The 13,302-nt window shown below is 74.0% G+C and carries 11 protein-coding genes and 1 pseudogene; 5 read left to right on the top strand and 7 right to left on the bottom strand.

Annotation, left to right across the window (positions count from 1 at the left end):
* Positions 1 to 9 precede the first annotated feature (9 nt).
* Positions 10 to 1,212 carry a cytochrome P450 gene (locus ACWEV0_RS05000; protein ID WP_453146536.1) on the top strand — a complete coding sequence of 401 codons (1,203 nt, stop codon included), beginning with the start codon at positions 10 to 12 and terminating at the stop codon, positions 1,210 to 1,212.
* 65 nt (positions 1,213 to 1,277) lie between these two features.
* Here the strand turns inward: ACWEV0_RS05000 and ACWEV0_RS04995 are convergent, their stop codons facing one another.
* Both ACWEV0_RS04995 and ACWEV0_RS04990 read right to left on the bottom strand, forming a co-directional pair.
* Positions 1,278 to 2,858, bottom strand: coding sequence for an ABC transporter permease (locus ACWEV0_RS04995; RefSeq protein ID WP_453146534.1), 1,581 nt, complete (start codon positions 2,856 to 2,858; stop codon positions 1,278 to 1,280).
* Positions 2,855 to 3,748, bottom strand: a complete 894-nt coding sequence (locus ACWEV0_RS04990; protein WP_453146532.1) for an ABC transporter ATP-binding protein — start codon at positions 3,746 to 3,748, stop codon at positions 2,855 to 2,857. Before ACWEV0_RS04990 ends, ACWEV0_RS04995 begins: the two co-directional genes overlap by 4 nt.
* Before the next feature lie 83 nt (positions 3,749 to 3,831).
* Between ACWEV0_RS04990 and ACWEV0_RS04985 the strand changes: the two genes are divergently transcribed.
* Positions 3,832 to 4,440, top strand: a complete 609-nt coding sequence (locus ACWEV0_RS04985; RefSeq protein WP_453146600.1) for a GbsR/MarR family transcriptional regulator — start codon at positions 3,832 to 3,834, stop codon at positions 4,438 to 4,440.
* Here the strand turns inward: ACWEV0_RS04985 and ACWEV0_RS04980 are convergent.
* The gene (locus ACWEV0_RS04980; RefSeq protein WP_453146530.1) at positions 4,424 to 5,710 is read right to left on the bottom strand and encodes a hypothetical protein; all 1,287 of its coding nucleotides are present in this window, start codon (positions 5,708 to 5,710) and stop codon (positions 4,424 to 4,426) included. The genes ACWEV0_RS04985 and ACWEV0_RS04980 overlap by 17 nt on opposite strands.
* Before the next feature lie 34 nt (positions 5,711 to 5,744).
* On the bottom strand, positions 5,745 to 6,509 hold the full coding sequence (locus tag ACWEV0_RS04975) for a diacylglycerol kinase (protein ID WP_453146598.1): 765 nt from the start codon (positions 6,507 to 6,509) through the stop codon (positions 5,745 to 5,747).
* 194 nt (positions 6,510 to 6,703) lie between these two features.
* Here ACWEV0_RS04975 and ACWEV0_RS04970 point away from each other — a divergent pair, with 194 nt between their 5' ends.
* Entirely contained in the window at positions 6,704 to 7,987 is a 1,284-nt protein-coding gene (locus ACWEV0_RS04970) for an adenylosuccinate synthase (protein ID WP_453146528.1), read from the top strand.
* Between the two features lie 68 nt (positions 7,988 to 8,055).
* On the opposite strand, the gene ACWEV0_RS04965 is transcribed toward ACWEV0_RS04970, so the two are convergent.
* Positions 8,056 to 8,889, bottom strand: coding sequence for an oxidoreductase (locus tag ACWEV0_RS04965; RefSeq protein WP_453146526.1), 834 nt, complete (start codon positions 8,887 to 8,889; stop codon positions 8,056 to 8,058).
* 87 nt (positions 8,890 to 8,976) lie between these two features.
* Between ACWEV0_RS04965 and ACWEV0_RS04960 the strand changes: the two genes are divergently transcribed.
* Positions 8,977 to 10,047, top strand: coding sequence for a LysR family transcriptional regulator (locus ACWEV0_RS04960; RefSeq protein ID WP_453146524.1), 1,071 nt, complete (start codon positions 8,977 to 8,979; stop codon positions 10,045 to 10,047).
* A 12-nt stretch (positions 10,048 to 10,059) separates the two neighbouring features.
* Here ACWEV0_RS04960 and ACWEV0_RS04955 read toward each other — a convergent pair whose 3' ends face one another.
* Both ACWEV0_RS04955 and ACWEV0_RS04950 read right to left on the bottom strand, forming a co-directional pair.
* Entirely contained in the window at positions 10,060 to 11,907 is a 1,848-nt protein-coding gene (locus ACWEV0_RS04955) for a serine/threonine-protein kinase (protein WP_453146522.1), read from the bottom strand.
* A 39-nt stretch (positions 11,908 to 11,946) separates the two neighbouring features.
* A pseudogene (locus ACWEV0_RS04950) lies at positions 11,947 to 12,208 on the bottom strand (phosphate ABC transporter substrate-binding protein); the annotation flags it as partial.
* Between the two features lie 105 nt (positions 12,209 to 12,313).
* On the opposite strand from ACWEV0_RS04950, the gene ACWEV0_RS04945 reads away from it, so the two are divergent.
* A complete protein-coding gene (locus ACWEV0_RS04945) occupies positions 12,314 to 13,267 on the top strand; it encodes an NADP-dependent oxidoreductase (RefSeq protein ID WP_453146520.1) in 954 nt (317 codons plus the stop codon).
* Positions 13,268 to 13,302 lie beyond the last annotated feature (35 nt).

The following is a 13,302-nucleotide window of genomic DNA, read 5'->3' as shown; positions in this document are numbered from 1 at the left end:
GAACGGGGCATGGATTTCGACCCCTGGTCCCCGGAGTTCGTCGCCGACCCGTACCCCGCCTACGCGCGGCTGCGCGCCGCCGGCCGCGCCCACTGGTACGGCCCCACCCAGCAGTGGCTGATCCCGCACTACGAGGACGTGTCCGCGCTGCTCCGGGACCGCCGCCTGGGCCGTACCTACACTCATCGCTTCACGCACGAGGAGTTCGGCCGCCCGGCGTCCGACGCCGCCCACGAGCCGTTCCACACGCTCAACGACCACGGACTGCTCGACCTGGAGGGCGCCGACCACACCCGGATCCGGCGCCTGGTGTCGAAGGCGTTCACGCCGAGGACGGTGGAGCGGCTCGCGCCGACCGTACGGCGCCTGGCCGGCGATCTGGTCGGGGGACTGGTCGCGGACGGCGGCGGCGATCTGCTCGCGCGGGTAGCCGAGCCGCTCCCGGTGGCGGTGATCGCCGAGATGCTGGGCGTGCCGGAGGACGACGAGGAGCGGGCGCGGCTGCGGCCGTGGTCGGCGGACATCTGCGGGATGTTCGAGCTGAACCCGTCGGAGGAGACCGCCCGCCGGGCCGTCCGGGCCTCGATCGAATTCTCCGACTACCTGCGGGAGTTGATCGCACGGCGGCGGAAGGATCCGGGGGAGGATCTGATCTCGGGGCTGCTCGGTGTCGCGGACTCGGCCGAAGGAGCGCTGACCGAGCAGGAGATGATCTCCACCTGCGTGCTGCTCCTCAACGCGGGCCACGAGGCGACCGTGAACGCCACGGTCAACGGCTGGTGGGCCCTGCTCGCCCGCGGGGTCCGCCCGGATCCGGCTCCCGAGGCTTTGTCCACAGCTGTGGATGAACTCCTGCGCTACGACACCCCGCTCCAGATGTTCGAGCGCTGGGTCCTCGACGACATCGAGCTCGGCGGCGTCGTCATCCCGCGCGGCGCCGAGGTCGCCCTGCTCTTCGGCTCCGCGAACCGCGACCCCGCCCGCTTCGGCCCGGACGCCGACAGGCTCGACCTCGCCCGCCCCGACAACCCGCACATCAGCTTCGGCGCCGGCATCCACTACTGCCTCGGCGCCCCCCTCGCCCGCCTCGAACTCACGGCGGTGTTCGGTGAGTTGCTGAGGCGGGCGCCGGGGCTGCGGCTCGCCGCGGAGCCGGTGCGGAAGCCGGGCTACGTGATCCGGGGCTTCGAGGAGCTGCTGGTGGAGGTCTGACAGGCGTACGGGTACGGGCTCGGACGGGTACGGGCTCGGCGGGTAGGGCCAAGACGGGTACGGGCTCAGCTCTGCATGTCCCGGCGGCGCAGTCCCGCCAGGCCCGCCGCCGTGAGCGCCGACGCCAGGGCGGTGAGCACGAGGACGGGGGTCCAGGCCATGTCGCCGCCCGGCAGCTTCGGCAGATGCCCGAACGGGGACAGGTCCAGGGCGGCCTGCGGCAGGTCGAGCGCGGGCCCGATCCAGCCGAGCGCCAGGCACACCCCGGCCACGCCCCACGCGGCCGCGGCGGCCTTCGGGACCGCGCCCCACAGCAGCACCGCCAGGCCCGCGAGCGTCCACACGGCCGGGACCTGGGCCAGCGCGGCGCCCAGGATCGGGCCGAGCTCCCTGCCGTACGAGAGCGCGAGCCCGACCCCGCTGAGCAGCAGGATCAGCGCCGAACCGGCGAACGCGACCACCAGGTGCCCGGCCGCCCAGCGGAGCCGGCCGACGGGGCCGGCGAGCAGCGGTTCGGCGCGCTGCGAGGTCTCCTCGCCGTGCAGGCGCAGCACCGAGCCGACCGCGAACAGCGCGGCGACCATGCCGAAGAGCCCGACCATGGTGGCGAGGAAGGCGTCGGTGAGGGCGCTCTGGCCGCCCATCCGCTCGAAGATCTGCCGGGCCTGTTCGTTGTCGCCGACGATGTCCGCGGCGCCCTCGACCATTCCGCCGAAGACCAGTCCGCCGAGCAGGAAGCCGAGCGACCAGCCGAGCAGCGTGCCGCGCTGCAGCCGCCAGGCCAGCGCGCCCGCCGTCGCGAGCCGTCCGTCGGCGGGCCCGGGCCGGGTGGGCAGGAAGCTCATGCCGACGTCGCGCCGGGCGGTCAGCCCGTACGCCACGGCCGTCTGGACGAGGACGGCGGCGGCGACCAGCGCCGGCACCCACCATCGTTCCCCGTCCGCGTCGAAGGCGCGGATGTTCTCGGCCCAGCCGACGGGCGAGAGCCAGGTGAGGACGCTGCCGCCGTCGGCAGTGCCCGCGTCGCCGGCCGCCCGCAGGACGAAGGCGAGCCCGAGCAGCCCGCCCGTCAGCCCCTTGGCGAGCCGGGCGCTCTCGGTGAGCTGGGCGACGATCGCCGCCATCGTCGCGAAGACCATGCCGGTCCCGCCGATGGCGAGGCCGAGCGCGAGGGCGCCGCTCGTGCCTTGCCTCGCCAGTCCGGCGGTGACGATGAGCACCACGGCGGTGTTGGCGGTGAGCGCGGCGAGCAGTGCGGCGGTCAGCGGGGCCCGGCGGCCCACCGCGCCGGCCGACAGCATCTCCTGACGGCCCGTCTCCTCCTCCTCGCGGGTGTGCCGGACCACGATGAGCAGGCTCATCACGGCGGCGAGGACGGCGGCGAAGGTGCCGAACCGCCAGGCGACGAGCCCGCCGAGGGAGTCGTCGAAGACCGGCCCGTAGAGCGAGCGCATCGAGCTGTTCGCGGTCATGGACGCGGCGAGTTCGGCGCGCTGCGCGGCCGTCCCGTAGAGGCTCTGCAGCGAGCCCGCGCCGCTCGCCACCAGGCCGCCGGTGACCAGGGCCCAGACGGGCAGCATCAGCCGGTCGCGGCGCAGGGCGAGCCGGGTGAGGGAGGCGGTGCCGGCGAGGCTGAGCGTGCTCATGCCGCTTCCTCCGCGGTGTAGTGGCGGAGGAACAGCTCCTCCAGGGTGGGCGGGGTGCTGGTGAGGCTGCGTACGCCGGACTCGGTGAGCGAGCGGAGGACGGCGTCGAGCTTGTCGGTGTCGACCTGGAGGCGGATCCGCTGCCCCTGCACGTCGAGGCCGTGCACGCCCGGCAGATGGGCCAGGCCGTTGGGCGGGCCCGCGAGTTCGGCGACCACGCTCGTCCGGGTGAGGTGGCGCAGTTCGGCGAGCGAGCCGGACTCGACGGTGCGGCCCTTGCGGATGATGCTGACCCGGTCGCAGAGGGTCTCCACCTCGCTGAGGATGTGCGAGGAGAGGAGGACGGTCCGGCCGTGGGCGCGCGCCTCGGCGACGCACTCCTGGAACACCTCCTCCATCAGCGGGTCGAGCCCGGACGTCGGCTCGTCGAGCACGAGCAGGTCGACGTCGGAGGCGAAGGCCGCGACCAGGGCGACCTTCTGCCGGTTGCCCTTGGAGTACGTCCGGCCCTTCTTCGTCGGGTCCAGCTCGAAGCGCTCGATCAGCTCGGCGCGCCGGGCCCTGTCGAGGCCCCCGCGCAGCCGCCCGTACAGGTCGATCACCTCGCCGCCGGAGAGGTTGCGCCAGAGGGTGACGTCACCGGGGACGTAGGCGATCCGCCGGTGCAGCTCGACGGCGTCGGCCCACGGGTCCCGGCCGAGCACCCGGGCGCCCCCGGAGTCGGCGCGCAGGAGCCCGAGGAGGACGCGGATGGTGGTGGACTTCCCGGAGCCGTTGGGACCGAGGAAGCCGTGGACCTCACCGGTCTCGACGGTGAGGTCGAGGCCGTCCAGTGCGCGGGTGCGGCCGAACGACTTGTGGAGTCCGGCGACGCTGATTGCCTTCGTCATGCTTCAGAACGTACGCTGATTTCACAAACTTGTGAAGTTAAGGAAGCGCATAAACTTGGGGGATGAGTGAGGGGATGAGCGAGATGACGACGCCCGAGGAGAGCAGGGCCGGCGAGCGCAGTGACGTGGGGAGCGCGGCCGCTGACGACGAGGCGGTCTCCCGCTTCGTCGAGCGGTTCGCGGGCGAGATGACCGCGGCCGGCATGCAGCGCATGGCGAGCCGCGTCTTCGCGGCCCTGCTCGCCTCCGAGACGGCCTCCATGACCTCCGCCGAGCTCGCCGAACGGCTCCGGATCAGCCCGGCCGCCGTCTCCGGCGCGATCCGCTACCTCTCACAGGTCGACATGGTCAGCCGCGAACGCGACCCCGGCACCCGCCGCGAGCGGTACGTGCTCCACAACGAGCTCTGGTACGAGACCTTCACCCGCCGCGACCAGGTCCTCACCCGCTGGGAGAAGGTCCTCGTCGAGGGCGCCGAACTCCTGGGCCGCGACACGGCGGCGGGCCGCCGCACCGCCGAGACGGCCGAGTTCTTCGCGTTCCTGCACGGCGAGATGGCCGGGATCATGGACCGCTGGCGGGCCCACAAGGACGCCGAGAAGGCGGCGGAGAAGGCGGCCGACAGGGCAGGGGCGAAGGCGGCGGACAGGGCAGCGGCGAGGGCGGCCGGGGCGGCTACCCCAGGGGAATGAGCGAGGTGGGCGGAGCCATCACCTCGGCGAACTTCTCCGTCCCCGCCTCCAGGTACGCGTCCATGGGCCACAGCGCCCGGCCGTCCACCCACGGGACCACGATCGGCCGCCCGGCGGCGGTCCGGTCCAGCCAGCCCCGCAGCTCCACCTCGCCGACGGACGCCTCCGGGACGTCCACCGCCCGCAGCGGCAGCACCCCCATGGGCCGGGCGTCCGGCCCGCCGCCCGCGGGGAAGACCACGAGGAGCGGCCCGTTGCCCCGGGGCGTGCGCAGCAGCACGTACCGCTTCGGTACGAGGGCGGGGGCGGCCGCCGCGCGGGCGAAGAGGGCCGCGAGGGGCCGGCCGAAGGTCAGGAACCGGTACGCGTACCAGCCGGCCCCGCCCAGCGCGATCGCCCCGGTCACCACGGGCTTGAAGCTCGGCTGGACCCACCACAGGGCGCCCGTCACGAGCACCAGCAGCGCGCTCAGCGCGATGGACGGCAGTCCGGACAGCCTCCGCAGACTGCGCACCCGCCACCACGGCACGCTCCGCGCGTCCGCCTCGGGGCGGCGGCGCCCGGGCTTCTTCCCGGACCCGGGCTTCGGTGTCCAGGCGTACGCGGCGAGCAGGCCGTACGTGAGGTCGGAGGGCCTGACGGTCGGGCGCACCGGGCCCGGGGCCGGGGCCGGCGCCACGCACTGCGGCTGGGCCGGGACCGGCCGGACGAGCAGCCCGTCTTCGGCCGCGCGCCGGACGAGGCTCCGCCGGGCGTTCCGGTGGAGCACCGGCACCGCCCAGACCAGGGTGCCGCCACCCGGCTGGGCGAGCACCCCGCCGCGTTCCGGGTCGCCGCACCACCACAGCACGCCGGAGGGGCCGGGCTGGGCCAGGTAGTGGCGCTGCTGGACCGCTCGCAGGGCCAGCGGCCACGTCTCTCCGGTGGCCGGGTCGGTCAGGACCACGGTCGCCGGGTGCAGCCGCCCGCGCGAAGGCACGAGATCGGCCGGGTGGGCGGACCAGGGTTGGGCGGCGAGGACGCGGCGCATGCGGCGGGCGGTGACGACGGTGCCGAGGCTGACGGCGGCGACGAGCAGCCCGAACGTGAGGAGCCCGGGCCCCACCTGCTCGCCCCACACGCCGTCCGCCGACGCGGCGACCAGCAACCCTCCGGCCACGGCCACGACGACCCCGCCGGCCCAGAAGCCGTGCGCCCGCGTCCGGTACTCGCCCAGAGCGTTCGCCGTCGCCGGCACGTCGAGCGCTCTCGCGCCCCCCGCCTCGTCCATGAAATCCCCCTGCGGATCGGTCCCCGCCAGGAGCCTAGACCCGCTCCGCCGGCACCGTCAGACCCCAGGCCCCCTCCCGTACCGCCCAGGTCCGGCGGCGCACCGGCCCGGCGACCGCCGCGTCGGCGCGGTAGCGGAAATCGGGGCCGGTGACGGTGAGGGTGCGGGCGGTGGTGTGCAGGGCCGGGGCGCCGGCCGGGATCAGGGTCAGCGCGGCCCGGCCGTCCACGACGCGGGCCGTGAGGCTCTCCACGGGGGTGTCGACGTCGCAGAGCAGCTCGCCGTCCGCCTCGATCCGCAGCCGGTGGGTGCGGACCGCGAGGGCCGTCGGGGCGGGGCGGACCAGGGTCCGGACGAGGGAGCGGCAGGTGTCCCAGACGGTGGGCGGCGCGGGCGCCAGCTCGTGGGCGGCGGGCACGTCGAGCCGGGTGAGGACGATGCCGTCGCTGTCGTCGACCAGCAGGTCGAGCCGGCGCACCGCCCCGTCGAGGACCGCCCGGGCGGCGGCGACCGTGCCCTGCGGCACGCCGAGCGCACGGGCCGTCTCCAGCCGGTCGGGCGCGCCGATCGGGACCATCGCGACCGCTGTGGCGGACGCCGTGCCGCTCGGGTTCCGCTCGCGCTGGAGGAGGGTCACGGTGCGCAGCAGCGCGCGGTCGTCTCCGAGGACGACGGGGCGCCGGGAGCCGCGCCTGGCCAGGGCCCGGGAGAATTCCTCCGGAGTGTCCGGCAGGCAGATCTTCGCTTCCGCGCCCGCGGACAGCACATCTTTCGCGATCCGTACGGACTCGCCGTCCATTCGGCGGGCGACCGGGTCGACGATGACCAGCAGCTGGTCGTGATCCGACACCTCGGTCCTTCCTCGGGTAGTCTCTTTGTGCAAGAGCCCCTTGCGCTATTGCGCCAGGGGCTTCGTCTATTCCGGGGCACACAGGTGAGGCGGCGTCGGCCCCCTGACCTTGGTCTTGCCCCGCCCGGAAGGGGTGTACGCCTGTGCCCGCACTTGTGCTGCTCGGTGCTCAGTGGGGTGACGAGGGCAAGGGAAAGGCCACCGACCTGCTCGGTGGTTCCGTTGATTATGTGGTGCGCTACCAGGGTGGCAACAACGCCGGCCACACGGTCGTCGTAGGCGACCAGAAGTACGCGCTGCATCTTCTCCCTTCCGGAATCCTCTCCCCGGGGTGCACCCCGGTCATCGGAAACGGCGTCGTCGTCGACCCGGCGGTCCTGCTCTCCGAGCTGAGCGGACTCAACGAGCGCGGCGTCGACACCTCCAAGCTCCTGATCAGCGGCAACGCCCACCTGATCACGCCGTACAACGTCACCCTCGACAAGGTGACGGAACGGTTCCTCGGCAAGCGCAAGATCGGCACCACCGGCCGTGGCATCGGCCCGACGTACGCCGACAAGATCAACCGCGTCGGCATCCGGGTCCAGGACCTGTACGACGAGTCGATCCTCACCCAGAAGGTCGAGGCGGCGCTCGAGGGCAAGAACCAGCTGCTCGCGAAGCTCTACAACCGCCGCGCCATCGAGGCCGGGCAGATCGTGGAGGAGATGCTCCAGTACGCGGAGCAGATCAAGCCGTTCGTCGCGGACACCACGCTGATCCTCAACAAGGCGCTCGACGACGACAAGGTCGTGCTCTTCGAGGGCGGCCAGGGCACCCTGCTCGACGTCGACCACGGCACGTACCCCTTCGTCACCTCCTCGAACCCGACCGCCGGCGGTGCCTGCACCGGCGCCGGCGTGGGCCCGACGAAGATCAGCCGCGTCATCGGCATCCTCAAGGCGTACACGACCCGCGTCGGCGCCGGCCCGTTCCCGACCGAGCTCTTCGACGAGGACGGCGAGGCCCTGCGCCGCATCGGCGGCGAGCGCGGTGTCACCACCGGCCGTGACCGCCGCTGCGGCTGGTTCGACGCGGTCATCGCCCGCTACGCGACCCGCGTCAACGGCCTGACCGACTTCTTCCTCACCAAGCTCGACGTGCTCACCGGCTGGGAGCAGATCCCGGTCTGCGTCGCGTACGAGATCGACGGCAAGCGCGTCGAGGAGCTGCCGTACTCGCAGACCGACTTCCACCACGCGAAGCCGATCTACGAGATGCTCCCGGGCTGGTCCGAGGACATCACCAAGGCCAAGACCTTCGCCGACCTGCCGAAGAACGCGCAGGCGTACGTGAAGGCCCTGGAGGACATGTCCGGCGCCCCGATCTCCGCGATCGGCGTGGGCCCGGGCCGCGACGAGACGATCGAGATCAACTCGTTCCTGTAGGCGGTAGGCCGTACTGCATACGTGAAAGGGCCCGCACCCCTGAGGGTGCGGGCCCTTTCACGTGCGTGCTAGGCGTCGAACTTGGTGTCCCGGCCGACCTTCTCCCACGCGTCGAGGTCCGCCCGGACCTGGTCCAGGTGCGCGTAGATCGTGTCGATCGAGTCGTCGCCGAGCGCCAGCCGCAGCGGCGGCTCGTCGGCGTTCAGCGCCGCGAGGACGGCCGCCGCGGCCTTCGCCGGGTCGCCGGCCTGGCCGCCGTCGCCGCCCTCGACGAAGGCGCGGGTGGCGCCGACCGTGTCGGCGTAGTCGGCGATGGTGTCCTCGCTGAGGCTCTTGCCGCTGCCGAAGAGGGACGTGCGGAAGGCGCCCGGCTCGACGATCAGGACCCGGATGCCGAGCGGGTTCACCTCGGCGGCCAGCGCCTCGGACATGCCCTCCAGGGCGAACTTCGTCGCGCTGTACGCGCCGAAGCCGGCCATCGACATCTGGCCGCCGACGCTGCTGAGCTGCACGATCGCGCCGGAGCGGCGAGCCCGCATGTGGGGCAGGACGGCCCGCGTGAGGGCGGCGGGACCGAAGACGTGGACGTCGAAGAGCGAGCGCAGCTCGGCGTCGCCGGTCTCCTCGACCGAACCGACGTGGGTGCGGCCCGCGTTGTTGACCAGGACGTCGATGCGGCCGTGCCGCTCGGCGACCTCGGCCACCACGCGGTCGATCGCGGCCGTGTCGGTGACGTCGAGGGTGACGGCCTCGACCTGGTCGGGGTGGGCGGCGACCAGCTCGTCCAGGGTGCCGGCGCGGCGCGCGGCGGCGACCACGACGTCCCCGGCGCCGACCGCGGCCTCGACGAAGGCGCGTCCGAAGCCGCTGTTGGCGCCGGTGATCAGCCAGACCTTGCTCATGTTCGTGGATTCCCCTCGTTCGTTGTGCAACTAGCGTGCATCCGAAGGGCGTTGCCCGTCCAAGATCCGTCGTGATAGCCCATGGTTATGGACGCGAATGGGGACGTGGGTGCGAAGGGGCACGGCGGCGCGCACGGGCTCGTGGACGCGAACGGGAACGTCGGCGCGCAAGGGCTTGTGGACGCGCACGGGCACGTGGACGCGGATCGACTCGTGGACGCGCACGGGGTCGTGGACGTGCACGGGCGGGATCTGCGCTACTTCCTCGCCGTCGCCGAGGAACTCCACTTCACGCGCGCCGCCGAGCGGATGTACGTCTCGCAGCCGGCGCTCAGCAAACAGATCCGGGCGCTGGAGCGCGGGCTCGGCGCCCCGCTCTTCGACCGCGACCGGCACGGCGTCCGCCTCACCGAGGTCGGCGCGGCCCTGCTGCCGCACGCCCGCGCCGTGCTCGCCGCCTGGGCGGAGGGGCATGCCGCGGTACGGGCCGCCCGGGAGGCCGCGGACGGCACCCTGGTCGTCGGGATGAGCACCAGCCCGGGCCGCGGCGGCCTGCTGCCCGCGATCCGCTCCCGCTTCACCGAGGCCCACCCGAGGGCCCGCACCCGGCTCCGCCAGGTCGGCTGGGAGGACCCGACGGCGGGGCTCGCCGACGGCAGCAGCGACGTGGCCTTCGTCTGGCTGCCGCTCACCGGCGCCGAACGCTTCCGCTGGGTCGTCGTCGCCACCGAACCCCGCCTGGTCGCCCTCCCCGCCGACCACCCGCTGGCCGCCCGTGACCGCCTCGCCGTGGCCGACCTCCTCGACGAGCCCTTCCTCGCCCTGCCGCCCACCGGCCCCGAACTCCGCGACTACTGGCTCGCCCTCGACGCCCGCGCCGGCCGCCCCCCGGTCATCGGCGCCGAGGTCGCCAGCGCCGACGAGACGTACGAGGCCCTCGTCGGCGGCCTCGGCATCTGCCTGGTCGCCACCGGCAACGCCCCTCTCCTCACCCGCGACGGCGTCGTCACCCGCCCCGTCGACGGCATCTCCCCGTCCCGTTTCGCCCTCGCCTGGCGCGCCGACGACCCCCGCGCCCTGGTCCAGGACTACGCGCGGGCGGCGGCGGAAGTGGCGGGGGCGGGGGCGGGGGCGGGGGCCGGGGCGGGGGCCGCCTAGGGGTCCGGCGGGCTACTCGCGGACGAACTCGCCCGGCTCGCCGTCCGCGCTCATGCCGTAGACGTGGAGCAGCTCCTTGCCCTGGTAGTGGACGATCCGGAGATTGCTGGAACCCTCCTCCACGCACTCCGGGTCCCAGCTGTCCGGGTCGCGGGTCTGCGGGCCGATGACGAGGAGGCCGCCGGCGCCGCCGACGAGGGCGGTGGCGGTGCAGTGGACGTCCTCGGAGGTGAGGTTGCCGTCCTTGTCGGTGCGCGGGTAGATCTGCTCGAAGCGGACCAGCGGGGCGCCGACCGGGCCCTGGGTGACGGTGAGGCGGTAGCTCCAGCGGTCGGGCTCGGGCTGGGTGACGGTGGACGGGTTCTGCTTCCAGGTGCCGAGGAGGGCGGCCGGGACGACGCTCGCGCCGGGCGCGGTCCGCTGGAAGGTGGCCTTGGCGACGCCGGAGCCCCATTCGACGACGTCGTTCGAGCGCAGCCGGAGGGTCTGGCGGGCGGCCGGGGTGCAGCGCTGGGCGGGGACGCTGGCGGTGACCTCGGCCTCGCCGAGGACCAGTTCGGTGTCGGTGGCGGAGACGAGGGCGGCCCGGCCCATGCACAGCTGCTCTCCGGTGACATGGGTGTAGACGGCCGTCCGGGCGCCCGCCGCGCCCTGGGTGATCTCGATGCGGCTGGTCTCGTAGGGGGCGTCGGCCGAGCCCCGGAGGACGCCTTCCCAGGCGCCGAGGAAGGCGGCCGGGACGATTCCCGCGGTCCGGGCCGCACCCGTGCCCGCGCTGGCGCTCGTACCGCCGCGGGCCTTGCCGTCCGGTCCGCCGGTGTCCGGGGCGGGCCAGTAGGTGTACGCGAGTCCCGCCGCCGCGGCGACGGCGAGCGCGGTCGCGGCGGCGAGCAGGCCACGGCGGCGGCGCCGGGGCGCCGGGGCCGCTGGGGGTGCCGGGGTGGGGTCCTCGGCCGGTGGCGGGGCGCCCTGGTCCTCGGTGTCGAGGAGCCGGGCGGCGTGGCGGCCGAGCCGGGCCAGGACGTCGGCGGGCAGCCACGGGTCGGTGACCTGGAGGGTGTCGACGAGTTCGGTCGCCGAGGGGCGCGCCGCCGGGTCCTTGGCCAGGCAGGCGCGGATGAGGCCGGCGAGCTCGGGCGCGAGGCCCGTGAGGTCGGGCTCGTCGTGGGCGATGCGGAACATGGTGGCGTGCACCCCGCTGTCGGTGCCGCCGAACGGCGAACGCCCGGTCGCCGCGTACACGAGCACCGAGCCCAGGCAGAACACGTCGGAGGCGGGGCTGAGCTTCTCGCCGCGGACCTGTTCGGGCGACATGAAGCCGGGCGAGCCGACGACCGCGCCGGTGGTGGTCAGGCCGCCGTCGGTGACGGTGTCGAGGGCGCGGGCGATGCCGAAGTCGATGATCTGCGGGCCGTCGACCGTGAGCAGCACGTTGGACGGCTTGAGGTCGCGGTGGACCAGGCCAGCGGCGTGGATGTGGGTGAGGGCCCGGGCGAGCCCGGCGGCGAGGGTGCGCACGCTGGCGGGCGGCAGCGGCCCGTACTCGTCGGCCACGACCGTGCGCAGCGAGGGCCCGGGTACGTATCCGACGGCCACCCACGGCAGCTCGGCCCCGGTGTCGGAGCCGAGTACGGGCGCGGTGCCGGTGCCGCCGACCTTCTCCAGGGCGGCGACCTCGCGGGCGAACCGCAGCCGGAACTCCTCCTGCGCGGCCAGCTCCGGGTGCACGACCTTCACCGCGACCGCGCGGCCGCCCGCCGAACGGCCCAGGTACACCCGGCCCATGCCGCCGGTGCCGAGCCGTCCGATCAGCCGGAAGGGCCCTATGACGACCGGGTCTTGCGTGCTCAAGGGATCCACGAGGTCAGAGCATGCCAGAGCGGGAACCGGCGCGGATCGTCATCCCTCGCCGCAGATCTTCAGACCCCTGGGGGTGGCCGCCGCCGCGGGTGAGGCAGGTCAGGAAGGTGGAGGTCAGCGAGTCGGCCGGCGGCCGGCCGTGGGTGTCGGCGTACTCGATCTCCCGGTACGGGTACGGCGGGGTGCCGATCCCGTCGACGTTCGGGCGGCGCCCGTCGATCGCGATGCGGTGCAGGCCCCTGAGGCCGATGCCGGAGCGCGGTTCGGTGTAGCCGAGGGCGCCGGGCAGCGCGGCGACGGTCGTCGCCCTTCCGCCAGGTTCCCCCGAGCTTCCGTCACCTGTTGCCGGGGGTGGCGGGCGTGGGTCTAATGGCGACGAGGGGGCTGCCGCAGGAGGAGAAACCCCATGCGTGTCGTCGAAGTGACCGCCTACGGCGGACCCGAGGTCCTGAACATGGCCCGCCGCCCCGAGCCCGAGCCCGGGGACGTGCCCGGCAAGGTCCGGGTCCGGCTGAAGGCGGCCGGTGTGGCCGTCGCGGACATGAGGATCCGGGCGGGTTACTACGCCGACGAGCTGGAGCCGCTCCGGCCCCCGTTCGTCCTCGGCACGGACTTCGCCGGCCGGCTCCTCGACCCCGCGCCCAGCCCGACGGGCACCCTTCCGGCCGGTACCCGGGTGGCCGGCTTCGTGCCGTGGTTCACCGAGCGGACCGGCGAGGGCACCTACGCGGAGGTCATCCGGGTCGACCCGGAGTGGCTGGCGCCGATCGCGGACGACATCGACTTCACCCAGGCGGCCTCCGTCCCGCTCGCCGCCGCCACCGCGCAGCAGGGCCTCGGCGTGCTCGATCTCCCCACGGGCTCGACGATCCTCGTCACCGGCGCCAGCGGCGTCGTGGGCCGCTTCGCGGTCCAGTTCGCCTCGGCGGCCGGCCTGGAGGTCGTCGCCGTCGCCCACGAGGGCGACGAGAGCGAGCTGAAGGTCCTCGGCGCCAAGCACTGCGTCACCCGCGGCGAACCCGTGGACGTCCTCAACCAGCTCCTCGCGATCCTCCCCGACCGCGTCGACGGCGTCTTCGACGGCGCCCTCGTCGGCGGCCCGGTCCTCCCCGCCGTCAAGGACGGCGGCGTCTTCGTCGCCCTCGCGAAGGACCGCACCCCCGCCTCCGAACGCGGCATCCGCGTGGAGACCGTCTTCGGCCGTCCCGACCCCGTCGAGCTGGCCGCCATCTTCCAGATGGTCGCCGACCGGCGCCTCATCACCCGCGTGGCCGACGTCATGCCCCTCGAAGAGGTCGCCGAGGCCCACCGCCGCGCGGAGGCGGGCCGCCGCCCGGGGCGGATCATCCTGATGATCTGAGCTTCCGCCTCCCCAACCGGCTCGTCCTGGAGGGC

This window comes from Streptomyces sp. NPDC003943, assembly GCF_053605265.1.
Note: the sequence above shows the minus strand (reverse complement) of the source record. Positions and strands in the feature narration are given on the sequence as shown.

Excerpts from the sequence above, each read along its gene's own strand:
- ACWEV0_RS05000 (WP_453146536.1), top strand. The coding sequence starts at position 10 with ATGGATTTCGACCCCTGGTCCCCGGAGTTCGTCGCCGACCCGTACCCC.
- ACWEV0_RS04995 (WP_453146534.1), bottom strand. The coding sequence starts at position 2,858 with ATGAGCACGCTCAGCCTCGCCGGCACCGCCTCCCTCACCCGGCTCGCC.
- ACWEV0_RS04990 (WP_453146532.1), bottom strand. The coding sequence starts at position 3,748 with ATGACGAAGGCAATCAGCGTCGCCGGACTCCACAAGTCGTTCGGCCGC.
- ACWEV0_RS04985 (WP_453146600.1), top strand. The coding sequence starts at position 3,832 with ATGACGACGCCCGAGGAGAGCAGGGCCGGCGAGCGCAGTGACGTGGGG.
- ACWEV0_RS04980 (WP_453146530.1), bottom strand. The coding sequence starts at position 5,710 with ATGGACGAGGCGGGGGGCGCGAGAGCGCTCGACGTGCCGGCGACGGCG.
- ACWEV0_RS04975 (WP_453146598.1), bottom strand. The coding sequence starts at position 6,509 with ATGGACGGCGAGTCCGTACGGATCGCGAAAGATGTGCTGTCCGCGGGC.
- ACWEV0_RS04965 (WP_453146526.1), bottom strand. The coding sequence starts at position 8,889 with ATGAGCAAGGTCTGGCTGATCACCGGCGCCAACAGCGGCTTCGGACGC.
- ACWEV0_RS04960 (WP_453146524.1), top strand. The coding sequence starts at position 8,977 with ATGGACGCGAATGGGGACGTGGGTGCGAAGGGGCACGGCGGCGCGCAC.
- ACWEV0_RS04945 (WP_453146520.1), top strand. The coding sequence starts at position 12,314 with ATGCGTGTCGTCGAAGTGACCGCCTACGGCGGACCCGAGGTCCTGAAC.